Here is a 12923-nt window from a genome sequence, read left to right as displayed (position 1 = left end):
TTTGACTTAGGTAGAGACTTGTCCTGGACCTCTTGGGGAATCATTTAGCCCCATAGGGGTCGGAACAATGCTCGCCAACTTGGCAAGAGTGGTCTGTAGGGTCGGTTTTTCATGCCGTACACCTCACGGGCACTTTAACTGGCCGTTGGTTTTTTGATCTGTTTTCGGCGAGGGTTGCTCGTGATTGTTAGTCCCTGTAATGCAAAATTGTCTGCCAAACGGTTACGAAGCGCTCTGGTAGCGGGCTCTGCACTGCTCTGCCTGCTCAGCGCCGGTCAGCTTTGGGCATTCAATCTGGATGATGTATCGGTCAAGGCAAAAGAGCTGGCCGGGCAGAAGTACGAAGCTCCGCGCAGTAACCTGCCGAACGAGTTCCGCGAGATGAAATTCGCGGACTATCAGAAAATTCGCTTCCTCACCGAAAAAGCCGAGTGGGCCGATCAGAAAACCCCGTTCAAGCTGTCGTTCTATCACCAGGGTATGCATTTCGATACGCCGGTGAAAATCAACGAAATCACAGCTAACACCGTCGAAGAGATCAAGTACGACCCAAGTCGTTTCGATTTCGGCGACGTGAAGTTCGATCCTAAAGCCACCGAACAACTGGGTTATGCCGGTTTCCGTGTGCTGTACCCGATCAACAAGGCTGACAAGCAAGACGAAATCATGACCATGCTCGGCGCGAGTTACTTCCGCGTTGTCGGCAAGGGTCACACCTATGGCTTGTCCGCTCGCGGCATGGCCATCGATACCGCGTTGCCGTCCGGCGAAGAATTCCCGCGTTTCACCGAGTTCTGGATTCAACAGCCGAAACCGGGTGACAAGCACCTGGTGATCTTCGCCCTGCTGGATTCGCCACGCGCTACCGGTGCCTATCGCCTGACCCTGCGTCCGGGCAGCGATACCGTTGTCGACGTCAAGGCCAAGATGTTCCTGCGTGACAAGGTCACCAAGCTTGGCGTTGCGCCGTTGACCAGCATGTTCCTGTTCGGCGCCAATCAGCCGTCGAAAGTGCTGAACTACCGTCGCGAATTGCACGATTCCAGCGGCCTGTCGATCCATGCCGGCAATGGCGAATGGATCTGGCGCCCACTGAACAACCCGAAACACCTGGCGGTGAGCAACTTCTCGATCGAGAACCCGCGCGGTTTCGGCCTGCTGCAACGTGGCCGCGACTTCAGCCACTACGAAGACCTCGACGACCGCTACGACAAGCGCCCAAGTGCCTGGATCGAACCAGAAGGCGATTGGGGCAAGGGCTCCGTCGATCTGGTAGAGATTCCGACTGCGGACGAAACCAACGACAATATCGTTGCGTTCTGGAGTCCGGAAAAACTGCCTGAGCCTGGCCAAGCGCTGGACGTCGCTTATCGCATGCACTGGACCATCGACGAAGCTGCACTTCACGCACCGGACAGCGCCTGGGTTCAACAGACCCTGCGTTCTACGGGCGACGTTAAACAGTCCAACCTGATTCGTCAGCCGGACGGTAGCGTTGCTTATCTGGTGGACTTCGAAGGCCCGTCCCTTGCGGCATTGCCGGAAACTGCGGACGTTCGCAGTCAAGTCAGCGTTGGCGAGAATGCCGAGTTGGTCGAGAACAGCGTACGTTACAACCCTGAAACCAAGGGCTGGCGCCTGACGTTACGGATGAAGATCAAGGATCCGGGCAAGCCTACCGAGATGCGTGCTGCACTGGTCGAGAACATCGTGCCTGCCGACCTGGCCAAAACATCGGTGCCGTCGTCCAATTCTTCCGTCGCCAAGGCTGACAAGATTGCCGCCCGGCAGCAGGAGAAGCTGGACAAGGAAGCCAAGGAAACCAAACAAGCTGAGGCCAAGCAGGCCGACGCCAAGCCAGTTGTAGAAACCAAGAACAAGGACAACAAAGACGCCAAGCAGCCAGTCGCTGCCGAGGCGGCCCCAGCCACACCGGAATCGGCACCGACTGAAGAAGTCCTGACCGAGACCTGGAGCTACCAGTTGCCTGCCGATGAGTAATTCTCAAGTACAGCCAGAGACTCTTGCCGAGTATCTGGCGCATCTACCGATGACCGACGAGCAGCGCGCGGAACTCGCGGGCTGCCAGTCTTTCAGCGAATTGCATGAACGCCTGTCGTCCTCGACGTTCGACGCGCCGACCGAGGCTGCTCAAGCTTCGGTCGGTCGTCGGCTGACCCTGAACACCGCCGAAGAACTGGCCGACGCTGAAATGCTGGTGCTCGACGCCAGCGGCCGGGTCTGCCTGCGGGCTACCCCGCCGATTCGTCGGACCCAAGTCGTGCCGGAGCCGTGGCGCACCAACATTCTGGTGCGTGGCTGGCGTCGTCTGACCGGTCGCACCAATCCGCCGGCCCCGCCGAAGGATGAAAATGTGCTGCCGGCGGCTCGCTGGCGCACCGTCGGTTCGATCCGTCGCTACATTCTGCTGGTGCTGATGCTCGGCCAGACCATCGTCGCCGGCTGGTACATGAAAGGCATCATGCCGTACCAGGGCTGGTCGTTCGTCGACCTGAACGAAGTGCTGCATCAACCGCTGTCGCAAACGGCCACGCAAGTGCTGCCGTATGCACTGCAAACCAGCATCCTGATTTTGTTCGGGATTCTGTTCTGCTGGGTGTCGGCCGGTTTCTGGACCGCATTGATGGGCTTCCTCGAGTTGCTCACCGGTCACGACAAATACCGCATTTCCGGTAAAAGCGCCGGCAACGAGCCGATCCCCACGGACGCGCGCACCGCACTGGTGATGCCGATCTGCAACGAAGACGTGCCACGGGTGTTTGCCGGTTTGCGGGCGACCTTCGAGTCGGTTGCGGCCACGGGCAACCTGGATCGCTTCGACTTCTTTGTCCTCAGCGACAGTAACGACGCCGATATCTGCGTCGCCGAGCAACAAGCCTGGCTGGACGTCTGCCGTGAAGCCAAGGGCTTCGGCAAGATCTTCTATCGCCGCCGTCGCCGTCGCGTTAAGCGTAAAAGCGGCAACCTCGACGACTTCTGCCGTCGTTGGGGCGGTGATTACAAGTACATGGTCGTGCTCGACGCGGACTCCGTGATGAGCGGCGATTGCCTGACCAGTCTGGTGCGCTTGATGGAAGCCACCCCGGACGCCGGGATCATCCAGACCGCGCCACGCGCTTCGGGCATGGACACGTTGTATGCACGCATGCAGCAGTTCGCCACCCGCGTGTACGGTCCGCTGTTCACCGCCGGTCTGCACTTCTGGCAGTTGGGCGAATCCCACTACTGGGGCCACAACGCGATCATCCGCATGAAGCCGTTCATCGAGCACTGCGCCCTGGCGCCGTTGCCCGGTAAAGGCGCGTTCGCCGGTGCAATTCTGTCCCACGACTTCGTTGAAGCGGCGCTGATGCGCCGTGCCGGCTGGGGCGTGTGGATTGCCTACGATTTGCCGGGCAGCTACGAAGAATTGCCGCCGAACCTGCTGGACGAACTCAAGCGTGACCGTCGCTGGTGTCACGGCAACCTGATGAACTTCCGGTTGTTCCTGGTAAAAGGCATGCACCCGGTGCACCGTGCGGTGTTCCTGACGGGCGTGATGTCTTACTTGTCGGCGCCGTTGTGGTTCTTCTTCCTCGTGCTGTCGACGGCGCTGCTGGCGGTCAACACGCTGATGGAGCCGCAGTACTTCCTTGAGCCGCGCCAGCTCTATCCGTTGTGGCCACAATGGCACCCGGACAAGGCGATCGCGCTGTTCTCGACCACCGTCGTGCTGCTGTTCCTGCCGAAGTTGTTGAGCATCATCCTGATCTGGGCCAAGGGCGCGAAAGAGTTCGGTGGCAAGTTCAAGGTGACCCTGTCGATGCTGCTGGAGATGCTGTTCTCCATGCTGCTGGCGCCGGTGCGGATGATTTTCCACACCCGCTTCGTGCTCGCCGCGTTCCTCGGCTGGGCCGCGACCTGGAACTCACCGCAACGTGACGACGACTCCACGCCATGGAGCGAAGCGGTCAAACGCCACGGTCCGCAAACCTTGCTGGGCTTCTTCTGGGCCCTGTTGGTGATCTGGCTGAACCCGAGCTTCCTCTGGTGGCTGGTACCGATCGTCGGTTCGTTGATGCTGTCGATTCCGGTGTCGGTGATTTCCAGTCGAGTCGGCCTGGGCCTCAAGTCCCGTGACGAAAGCCTGTTCCTGATCCCTGAGGAATACAATCCGCCACAGGCCTTGCTGGCGACCGACCAGTACACCCACGAAAACCGTTGGCATGCGCTGAACGACGGCTTCGTCCGGGCGGTGGTCGATCCACAGCAGAACGCGTTGGCGTGCTCGCTGGCGACGTCCCGCCACCGTCAGGCCGAGCCGATCGAATGGCTGCGGGTCGAACGGGTTCGTCATGCGCTGAAGGCCGGGCCTGAGGGTCTGAATAACAATGAGCGCGTGCAACTGCTCAGTGACCCGGTAGCACTGGGTCGTTTGCATGAGCAGATCTGGAGCGAAGGTCACTCCGAGTGGCTGGAAGCGTGGCGTAAATCGGTGAAAGCCGATCCCCATGCGCCGCTGTTGCCGCTCAAGCCGTTGAGTGTGCAACCTCAGTTGGCCTGACAAAAAACCCGCGAAAGCGGGTTTTTTTGCACTGATGATCGTTCCCGCGCGGGTTGTGTTCACATCGATCAACTGTGAGAGCGAACTTGTTCGCGATGGCATCACCTCAGACCTTGAACCGCCCCACCAGCATCTGCAAATGCGTCCCCAACCGTGCCAGCTCAACGCTGGAGGCCGCGGTCTCTTCACTGGCTGCCGAGGTCTGCTCGGACACGTCGCGCACATTCAGCACGCTACGGTTGATCTCTTCGGCCACCGCGCTCTGTTGCTCGGCGGCGGCGGCGATCTGCTGGTTCATCGACTGAATCGCCGAGACGGTGCGGGTAATGCTTTCCAGCGAGCCACCGGCGCGGCGGGTCAGTTCGACGCTGCTGTCGGTCAGGCTGCGGCTGTTGTCCATGATGGTCGCCACTTGCTGGGTGCCGGTTTGCAGGCCGACGATCAGCTCTTCGATTTCTTCGGTGGACTTCTGGGTGCGCTGGGCCAGGCTGCGGACTTCGTCGGCGACCACCGCAAAACCACGTCCGGCCTCACCGGCCCGGGCTGCCTCGATGGCGGCGTTGAGGGCCAGCAGGTTGGTTTGCTGGGCCACGGATTTGATCACGTCGAGCACGCTGCCGATCTTGTCGCTTTCGCGTTTGAGATGACCCATGGCTTCGGTGGAGTTGCCGACTTCTTTGGCCAGGCGCTCGATCTGGGCGATGGCTTCGCCGACCACTTTGTCCCCTTCGCGGGCCTGCTGGTCGGCGGCGAGGGCGGCTTCGGACGCTTCTTCGGCGTTACGCGCGACTTCCTGCACGGTGGCGGTCATTTCGTTCATGGCGGTGGCCACCTGGTCGGTCTCGACCTTCTGGCTGTTGACCCCGGCGCTGGTCTGCTCGGTGACTGCCGACAGCTCTTCGGCGGCACTGGCGATTTGCGTGACGCCGTCACTGATGCCACCAATCAACTCGCGCAGGCCCAGGGTCATGCTTTGCATGGCGCGCTGTAGCTGACCGAGTTCGTCCTGACGTTCAGAGATAAGGTTTTGAGTCAGGTCGCCGGCAGCAACGCGCTCTGCCACTTTGAGGGTCTGGCTCAGGGGAATCACGATCTGGCGAGTGATGGCCCACGCGGCAAGCATGCCGAAGGCCAGCGCCAGGACGGTGGCCAGCAGCAGCAGGTTTTTGGCGTGCGCGGCGTCAGTGTCTCGGACGATGGTTTGCGACACAGTGAGTTTTTTGCTGACGTCGAGCAGGATGTCGCCTTGTGCGGCCATGCGTTTGAGCGCGGCAGCGCTGGCAACCTGAGAGTCACGGAACTGGCTGACGGCGGCGCGATAGGCCTTGAGCGAGTCAGTGGCCTGTTGCAGGTTGGCAATGTGCTGCTCCGGCAGTTTGGAGGGCAGGCTTTCGAGGTTTTTCAACGCGCTGTCGATGGCGTCCAGCGCCGGTTGCTCGGCCTCGGTTTTGCCGCTGTAGGTGTAACCGCGCACCTGAAAGCGCGCTTGCTGGATCAGTTTGCTCAGGTCGATCACGCTATTGAAATCGGCGACGCTGTCACCTTGCAGCATGGATTTTTCGACTTCGGCGACACGGGCCACGGCGTTGTCGGCGGTGGCGCCGAGTTTGCTGCGGGCGTCTTCGCGGGTGGCGCCGGCCTGGGTCATGGCGGTGAAGGCTTGCTTGTACTCACTGACGGCGGCCAGTTGCTGGTCGATCATGGCCGCGTCGGCGGGTTGTTCGATCAACGTACGTGCGGTTTTCAGGCCGGTATCGAGTTGGCCGAGCAGGTCGTTGACCGCGCCGGGGCCTTGTTCGCCGTGACGCATTTCGTAATCCCTACGGGCCAGGCGCAGGTCTTTGGTCAGGTCATTGAGGCTGGCAATAAACCCCAGCTTATCGCCGCGACTCATCACGCCGCTCAGACCGGTCCAGCCGGTGAAAGTGATCAACAACGTAAGAAGCAGCACCAGACCGAAGCCGACACTCAGTTTGCGATTGACGCTGACGTTCCCCAGTTTCTCGGCTAGCCATCGGTACATGCTGCAACTCCCTCGAACCATTCGTTGGTTTTATGGGAACTGTATCGGCAGGCGAGTGGGAATCTGTAGCTGTACACGTTGGTTGGGGCGACGAATTTCCCTGTGGGAGCGAGCTTACTCGCGATGGCGGACTGCCAGTTAACCCATGCGTTGACTGACCCACCGCTATCGCGAGCAAGCTCGCTCCCACAGGGATAGTGTCTGGTTTTAGAAGAGGCGTGCGAGCAGCGCAGTGACGGCGGTTTCGACCCGCAGGATGCGGTCGCCGAGCTGTACCGGTTGCAGGCCGGCCTTGCCCAGCAGGTCGATTTCGTAAGGAATCCAGCCACCTTCGGGGCCGATGGCCAGGGTTACCGGTTCGTCCAGCCCTCGAGGGCACGCCGGGTAATTTCCGGGGTGGCCGACCAGGCCGAGGGTGCCATCGGTAATGGCCGGCAGCCGGTCCTCGACGAACGGCTTGAAGCGCTTTTCGATGACGATTTCCGGCAGCACGCTGTCCCGGGCCTGTTCGAGGCCGAGGATCAATTGCTCGCGAATCGCTTCGGGCTCCAGGAACGGGGTTTGCCAGAAGCTCTTCTCGACGCGGTAGCTGTTCACCAGAATGATTCGGGGCACACCCATGGCCGCCACGGTCTGAAACACCCTACGCAGCATTTTCGGCCGTGGCAGGGCCAACACCAGGGTCAGCGGCAGCTTGGCCGGCGGTGGCTGGTCGAGGACGACGCGCAGTTCGGCTTCATCGGCGTCCAGGCGCAGCAGTTCAGCCGAGCCCATCAGCCCGCCGATGCGCCCGACCCGCAGGCTGTCGCCGACAACGGAACGGTGGACTTCCTGCATGTGCGTCAACCGGCGATCCCGCAGGATCGCCCGGTCAGCCGCAATAAAATCGGCCTCTTCGAGCAGCAGCAGGTTCACGGTTGAGTCGCTGGCGGCTGGTCGTTGTGATCGTCGGCCGGCTGGTCGTCCGGGTGTTCGCCGCGTTTACTGACCAGGCTGCCGAACAGGATGCCGATTTCAAACAGCAGCCACATGGGTACGGCCAACAGGGTCTGCGAGAAGATGTCCGGCGGCGTCAGGATCATGCCGACCACGAAGCAGCCGATGACCACGTACGGGCGGATTTTCTTCAGGTAAGCGACGTTGACCACGCCGATCCATACCAGCAGCACCACGGCCACCGGTATCTCGAACGCCACGCCGAAAGCGAAGAACAGCGTCATGACGAAGTCGAGGTAGCTGCTGATGTCGGTCATCATTTCCACCCCGGCCGGGGTGGCGGCGGCGAAGAATTTGAAGATCAGCGGGAACACCAGGTAATAGGCGAACGCCATGCCGGTATAGAACAGCAGGATGCTGGACACCAGCAGCGGCACCGCAATGCGTTTCTCATGCTTGTACAGGCCTGGCGCGATAAAGCCCCAGATCTGATGCAGGATCACCGGGATCGCCAGGAACAGAGAGACCATCATGGTCAACTTCAGCGGCGTCAGGAACGGCGACGACACATCGGTGGCGATCATCGTCGCGCCCACGGGCAGGTATTGACGCAGCGGCGTGGAGACGAAGGTGTAGATCTGCTGGGTGAACGCAAACAACCCGGCGAAGATGATGAAGATCGCCGCTACACAACGCAGCAGGCGGGTACGCAACTCGGTGAGGTGCGAAACCAGCGGCATGTGCTGGTCATTTTCGGGGAGATCGCTCATGAGACTCGCGGCGGCAAAGTGGTGTCGTGAGGAGCCGGCGTTGTCGGCGCGGCGGCAGGAGCAACAGGTTCTACGGGCGCGACAACCGGCGCCGGTTCAACAGCTTTCAGCGTTTCCGTCGGTGCCGCGGCAGGTGTAGCTTCTGCAATCGGAGCATGAATCGTCTGCTCCGCCACAGGTTCAACCGGCTGAACCGGTGTGGCCTCTTGCTGAGTCGGCGTGAAAATCTTCCGCGCCTCCTGCTCCAGCGACAGAATGTGCTCGTTGTGCAGCTGCCGACGAATCTCGTCGGCACCGATTTCACGTTCAACTTCCTGTTTGATCGCGTTGAAGCTGCGCTTCAGACGGCCGACCCACAGGCCGGCGGTGCGCGCAGCACCCGGCAGACGCTCAGGGCCCAGCACCAGCAGGGCCACGAGTCCGACGAGCAGCAGTTCAGAGAAGCTGATACCAAACATTAGTCAGTGCTCACACGTCTTTGCGGATCGGCTCTTCGACTTTTTGCGCCTGCACGTCGATGGTGTGCGGCTGGTTCACCGAGGTCTGCGGTTGAACCGGTGGTACCGGTTGGGACGGCGTCGCGGTCGGATCGGCCGGTTTTTCGTCGTCGTTCATGGCTTTCTTGAAGCCCTTGATCGATTCGCCGACGTCGGTGCCGAGGTTTTTCAGTTTTTTGGTGCCGAACACCAGTACGACAACAACCAGGATGACGATCCAGTGTTTCCAGTCAAAAATGCCCATGTTGCTGCTCCTCTCTAATAATTGTTCAGGCGGACGGGCGCGAGGCTTTCTCGGCGTGTCCGGACAGACCGAAACGACGGTCCAGTTCATCGAGTACAGCCTGTGGATGCTGCCCCAATTGGGCAAGCATGACCATGCTGTGGAACCACAAATCGGCGGTTTCGTAGATCACATCGCTGCAGTCACCGCTGATGGCGGCATCCTTGGCGGCAATGATGGTTTCGACCGACTCTTCGCCGACTTTTTCCAGAATCTTGTTCAAGCCCTTGTGGTACAGGCTGGCGACATACGAGCTGTCGGCGGCGGCGCCTTTGCGCTCTTCCAGCACCTGGGCCAGACGGGTCAACGTGTCACTCATGGCTGTGTCCTGCGGAATAGATAGCGTGCGGGTCTTTCAGAACCGGGTCGACGGTTTTCCAGTCGCCGTTCTCGAAGACGCGGTAGAAGCAGCTCTGACGGCCGGTATGGCAAGCGATGTCGCCGATCTGCTCGACCATCAGGATGATCACGTCGGCGTCACAGTCCAGGCGCATCTCATGCAGGGTTTGCAAGTGGCCGGACTCTTCGCCCTTGCGCCACAGCTTGCCACGGGAACGTGACCAGTAAATGGCGCGGTTCTCGGCAGCGCTCAGTTCCAGCGCTTCACGGTTCATCCAGGCCATCATCAGGACGCGCCCGGTCTTGTGGTCCTGGGCAATCGCTGGCACCAGGCCATCGGCGTCCCACTTGATCTCGTCCAGCCAGTTTTTCATCTTCGACTCCGACAGCGGGCCCGACACTTCATTAGTCGGGCAGGCGTTGAAACAGTGTGCCAGCGCGCGGGAGCGCTGGCTATCGGCGAACGACCAGATACAAGCCGACGGCCACCATGATGCCGGCCGGCCAATGGCCCAGTTCGTTCAGCGGCCCACCGGCAGCGAGTATGGTACCGCCGGCCAGGTGCGCACAGCCGAGCAGTCGCAGCAACCAATCGTCCTTGCGACGGTGCCACGGTGGCGGCAGGTCGTAAGCGTGGGGCTGGGACATGCGCTCGAGCAGGTCGCGGGCCATGTTGGCCAGGTGCGGCAGTTGTTCGAACTGGCTCTGTACGTTGCCGATCAAGGCTTTGGGGCTGACGCGCTCACGCATCCAGCGCTCGAGGAACGGCTGCGCGGTGTTCCACAAATCGAGGTCCGGGTACAACTGACGGCCCAGGCCTTCGATGTTCAGCAGGGTTTTTTGCAGCAATACGAGCTGTGGCTGCACTTCCATATTGAAGCGCCGGGCGGTCTGGAACAGGCGCATCAGCACCTGGCCGAAAGAAATATCTTTCAACGGTTTTTCGAAGATCGGCTCGCACACGGTGCGGATGGCCGCCTCGAATTCGTTGAGTTTGGTTTCCGCCGGCACCCAGCCTGAATCGATGTGCAGCTGCGCGACACGACGGTAATCACGCTTGAAGAACGCGAACAGGTTGCGCGCCAGGTAATCCTGGTCTTCCGGGGTCAGGCTGCCGACGATGCCGCAGTCGATCGCAATGTACTGCGGGCTCCACGGGTTCACGGTGCTGACGAAAATGTTGCCGGGGTGCATGTCGGCGTGGAAGAAGCTGTCGCGGAACACCTGGGTGAAGAAGATCTCGACGCCGCGCTCGGCGAGCATTTTCATGTCAGTGCGCTGGTCGGCCAGGGTCGTCAGGTCGGTGACCTGAATGCCGTAGATGCGCTCCATCACCAGCACTTTCGGCCGGCACCAGTCCCAATAGACTTGCGGCACGTAGAGCAATGGCGAGCCGTCGAAGTTACGTCGCAACTGGCTGGCGTTGGCCGCCTCGCGCAGCAGGTCGAGTTCGTCGTAGATGGTTTTTTCGTAGTCCTGGACCACGTCCACCGGGTGCAGCAGGCGCGCGTCGGCCGAGAGCTTTTCGGCGGCGCGGGCGAGGATGAACAGCCACGCCAGGTCCTGCTTGATGATCGGTTTCAGGCCCGGGCGGATGACCTTGACCACCACTTCTTCACCGGTTTTCAGCTGCGCGGCGTGCACCTGCGCCACCGAGGCCGAGGCCAGCGGTTCGACGTCGAAGCGGCTGAAGACTTCACTGATCTTTTTGCCGAGCTGTTCTTCGATCAGCTTGATCGACACTTGCGAGTCGAACGGCGGCACGCGGTCCTGCAGCTTCATCAGTTCATCGGCGATGTCTTCCGGCAGCAAGTCGCGGCGGGTGGACAGGATTTGCCCGAACTTGATGAAAATCGGCCCCAGGTCCTGCAACGCCAGGCGCAATCGCGCGCCGCGGCTCAGGTCCAGCGTCTTGCGCGGGAACCAGCGCCACGGCAACGCGTAGCGCAGCGCCAGCAGAAACCACGGCAGTGGCAGGGCGAACAACAGGTCATCGAGGCGGTAGCGAATCACAACGCGCTGGATGCGCAACAAACGGCGGACGGCAAGCAGCTTCATGCGTTATCGCTTGGGTCGAGGGATCGGGAAAGGCGCTCGAAACGCGCCTCGAGACGTTCCAGGTCGAGTTTGATCTGGTCCAGTTCACTGAAACGGGCTTCGGCTTCGCGCTGACCGACGAGGGTGCGCGATTCTTCGGCCAGGTACTCGCCAAGGTTCTGGTTCAGGCTGGCGAACCCTCGCTGATAAAAGCGTGCGCGGCTGCGCAGGTGGCCGCCGAGCAGTTGCGTGGCGACCGGTCCCAGCCAGCGCGAGAGTTCGTACTCCCAGTCCAGCTCAAGGTCCTGAAGGATCGCCGCCAGTTCCAGCAGCACGCCGCTGTCGCCATCGAGTTCGACTTCAGGAGCATGCAGGACCGAAGTCTTGTCCTTGCTCATGGCCAGTTTCAACAGGCTGGAGGCCGGTGCGCGCAAGGTGCAGTCGGCGCCGGTTTCCCAGTGGGAAGCCAGCATCAGGCCTTCGTCGCTGGGCAGGATGAACACTTGCAGCGCCGGGTTGCGGCAATCGACGGCAATCACCTTGCCACTCAAATGCGCCAGCCGCGGCAGCGCTGTGCTGTCGAGACGCAGCACCCGGTTCAGACCGAGTTCAACGCTGGCGAGCAGGCCGGCCCGCAACATCAGGGTTTGATGCCGCGGTGCAGGGCGACGATGCCTGCGGTCATGTTGTGGTAGGTCACGCGGTCGAAACCGGCCTCGACCATCATCGACTTCAGGGTTTCCTGATTCGGGTGCATGCGGATCGACTCGGCCAGGTAGCGATAGCTTTCCGAGTCGTTGGTGATCAGCTTGCCCATCAGGGGCATGAAGGCGAACGAGTAGGCGTCGTAGGCTTTGGACATCAGCGCGTTGGTCGGCTTGGAGAACTCCAGCACCAGCAAACGGCCGCCCGGTTTCAGCACGCGCAGCATCGAACGCAGGGCGTCTTCTTTATGCGTAACGTTGCGCAGGCCGAAAGCGATGGTCACGCAGTCGAAATGGTTGTCCGGGAACGGCAGCTTTTCAGCGTCGGCCTGAACGAATTCGACGTTGCCGGCCACACCCAGATCCAGCAGGCGGTCACGACCGACCTTGAGCATGGATTCGTTGATGTCGGCCAACACGACCTGGCCGGTCGGGCCAACGAGGTGCGAGAACTTCTTGGTCAGATCGCCCGTGCCGCCAGCGATGTCCAGCACGCGGTTACCGGTGCGAACGCCCGACAGCTCGATCGCGAAACGCTTCCACAGACGGTGCATGCCGCCCGACAGGAGGTCGTTCATCAAGTCATACTTGGCGGCTACCGAGTGGAAAACTTCAGCGACTTTTTCCGCTTTTTGGCTTTCCGGAACGTTTTTGAAACCGAAGTGAGTGGTGGGTTCGGCATCGCTGCCTTTGCGCTGATCAGTCATATCGCTGTCACCAGAAGAGAATGCGGGACATTCTAATCCCGGTGGCCTGCTTTGTCTTGGCAA

Annotated in this window: 12 protein-coding genes; 2 read left to right on the top strand and 10 right to left on the bottom strand. The window is 60.9% G+C overall.

Annotated elements, in window-relative coordinates:
• Window positions 1-180 precede the first annotated feature (180 nt).
• Complete coding sequence (locus MO767_RS14730) at window positions 181-2001, top strand: glucan biosynthesis protein G (protein ID WP_282481094.1); 1821 nt, start codon at window positions 181-183, stop codon at window positions 1999-2001.
• Window positions 1994-4564, top strand: a complete 2571-nt coding sequence (mdoH, locus tag MO767_RS14725; RefSeq protein ID WP_282481093.1) for a glucans biosynthesis glucosyltransferase MdoH — start codon at window positions 1994-1996, stop codon at window positions 4562-4564. Before MO767_RS14730 ends, mdoH begins: the two co-directional genes overlap by 8 nt.
• Before the next feature lie 106 nt (window positions 4565-4670).
• Here the strand turns inward: mdoH and MO767_RS14720 are convergent, their stop codons facing one another.
• The 10 genes from MO767_RS14720 to ubiE all read right to left on the bottom strand — a co-directional run bounded on the left by MO767_RS14720 (window position 4671) and on the right by ubiE (window position 12860).
• Window positions 4671-6587, bottom strand: a complete 1917-nt coding sequence (locus MO767_RS14720) for a methyl-accepting chemotaxis protein (protein ID WP_282481092.1) — start codon at window positions 6585-6587, stop codon at window positions 4671-4673.
• 207 nt (window positions 6588-6794) lie between these two features.
• Window positions 6795-7502, bottom strand: coding sequence for a 16S rRNA (uracil(1498)-N(3))-methyltransferase (locus MO767_RS14715; RefSeq protein ID WP_282481091.1), 708 nt, complete (start codon window positions 7500-7502; stop codon window positions 6795-6797).
• Window positions 7499-8293 (bottom strand): twin-arginine translocase subunit TatC, encoded by a 795-nt coding sequence (tatC, locus tag MO767_RS14710; protein WP_169372009.1) that lies wholly within the window; start codon window positions 8291-8293, stop codon window positions 7499-7501. The genes MO767_RS14715 and tatC overlap by 4 nt, the downstream gene beginning before the upstream one ends.
• Window positions 8290-8751, bottom strand: coding sequence for a Sec-independent protein translocase protein TatB (gene tatB / locus MO767_RS14705; RefSeq protein WP_282481090.1), 462 nt, complete (start codon window positions 8749-8751; stop codon window positions 8290-8292). Before tatB ends, tatC begins: the two co-directional genes overlap by 4 nt.
• 10 nt (window positions 8752-8761) lie before the next feature.
• The gene (locus MO767_RS14700; protein ID WP_223519914.1) at window positions 8762-9034 is read right to left on the bottom strand and encodes a twin-arginine translocase TatA/TatE family subunit; all 273 of its coding nucleotides are present in this window, start codon (window positions 9032-9034) and stop codon (window positions 8762-8764) included.
• A 25-nt stretch (window positions 9035-9059) separates the two neighbouring features.
• Window positions 9060-9392: a phosphoribosyl-ATP diphosphatase gene (locus MO767_RS14695; RefSeq protein ID WP_007899279.1), complete on the bottom strand. Its 333-nt coding sequence runs from the start codon at window positions 9390-9392 to the stop codon at window positions 9060-9062.
• Window positions 9385-9786, bottom strand: coding sequence for a phosphoribosyl-AMP cyclohydrolase (gene hisI / locus MO767_RS14690; protein WP_282481089.1), 402 nt, complete (start codon window positions 9784-9786; stop codon window positions 9385-9387). The genes MO767_RS14695 and hisI overlap by 8 nt, the downstream gene beginning before the upstream one ends.
• A 79-nt stretch (window positions 9787-9865) precedes the next feature.
• Entirely contained in the window at window positions 9866-11470 is a 1605-nt protein-coding gene (gene ubiB / locus MO767_RS14685; protein ID WP_282481088.1) for a ubiquinone biosynthesis regulatory protein kinase UbiB, read from the bottom strand.
• On the bottom strand, window positions 11467-12090 hold the full coding sequence (locus MO767_RS14680; protein ID WP_282481087.1) for an SCP2 domain-containing protein: 624 nt from the start codon (window positions 12088-12090) through the stop codon (window positions 11467-11469). The genes ubiB and MO767_RS14680 overlap by 4 nt, the downstream gene beginning before the upstream one ends.
• Window positions 12090-12860 (bottom strand): bifunctional demethylmenaquinone methyltransferase/2-methoxy-6-polyprenyl-1,4-benzoquinol methylase UbiE, encoded by a 771-nt coding sequence (gene ubiE / locus MO767_RS14675; protein WP_007948968.1) that lies wholly within the window; start codon window positions 12858-12860, stop codon window positions 12090-12092. Before ubiE ends, MO767_RS14680 begins: the two co-directional genes overlap by 1 nt.
• Between the last annotated feature and the right edge of the window lie 63 nt (window positions 12861-12923).

The sequence above is a fragment of the Pseudomonas sp. UYIF39 genome, assembly GCF_029963765.1.
Classification (GTDB): domain Bacteria; phylum Pseudomonadota; class Gammaproteobacteria; order Pseudomonadales; family Pseudomonadaceae; genus Aquipseudomonas.
The sequence above is the reverse complement of the archived record's forward strand: the minus strand, read 5'-3'. Positions and strand labels throughout refer to the sequence as shown.

Excerpts from the sequence above, each read along its gene's own strand:
- mdoH (WP_282481093.1), top strand. The coding sequence starts at position 1,994 with ATGAGTAATTCTCAAGTACAGCCAGAGACTCTTGCCGAGTATCTGGCG.
- ubiB (WP_282481088.1), bottom strand. The coding sequence starts at position 11,470 with ATGAAGCTGCTTGCCGTCCGCCGTTTGTTGCGCATCCAGCGCGTTGTG.
- tatB (WP_282481090.1), bottom strand. The coding sequence starts at position 8,751 with ATGTTTGGTATCAGCTTCTCTGAACTGCTGCTCGTCGGACTCGTGGCC.
- ubiE (WP_007948968.1), bottom strand. The coding sequence starts at position 12,860 with ATGACTGATCAGCGCAAAGGCAGCGATGCCGAACCCACCACTCACTTC.
- hisI (WP_282481089.1), bottom strand. The coding sequence starts at position 9,786 with ATGAAAAACTGGCTGGACGAGATCAAGTGGGACGCCGATGGCCTGGTG.
- tatC (WP_169372009.1), bottom strand. The coding sequence starts at position 8,293 with ATGAGCGATCTCCCCGAAAATGACCAGCACATGCCGCTGGTTTCGCAC.
- MO767_RS14720 (WP_282481092.1), bottom strand. The coding sequence starts at position 6,587 with ATGTACCGATGGCTAGCCGAGAAACTGGGGAACGTCAGCGTCAATCGC.
- MO767_RS14680 (WP_282481087.1), bottom strand. The coding sequence starts at position 12,090 with ATGTTGCGGGCCGGCCTGCTCGCCAGCGTTGAACTCGGTCTGAACCGG.
- MO767_RS14700 (WP_223519914.1), bottom strand. The coding sequence starts at position 9,034 with ATGGGCATTTTTGACTGGAAACACTGGATCGTCATCCTGGTTGTTGTC.
- MO767_RS14695 (WP_007899279.1), bottom strand. The coding sequence starts at position 9,392 with ATGAGTGACACGTTGACCCGTCTGGCCCAGGTGCTGGAAGAGCGCAAA.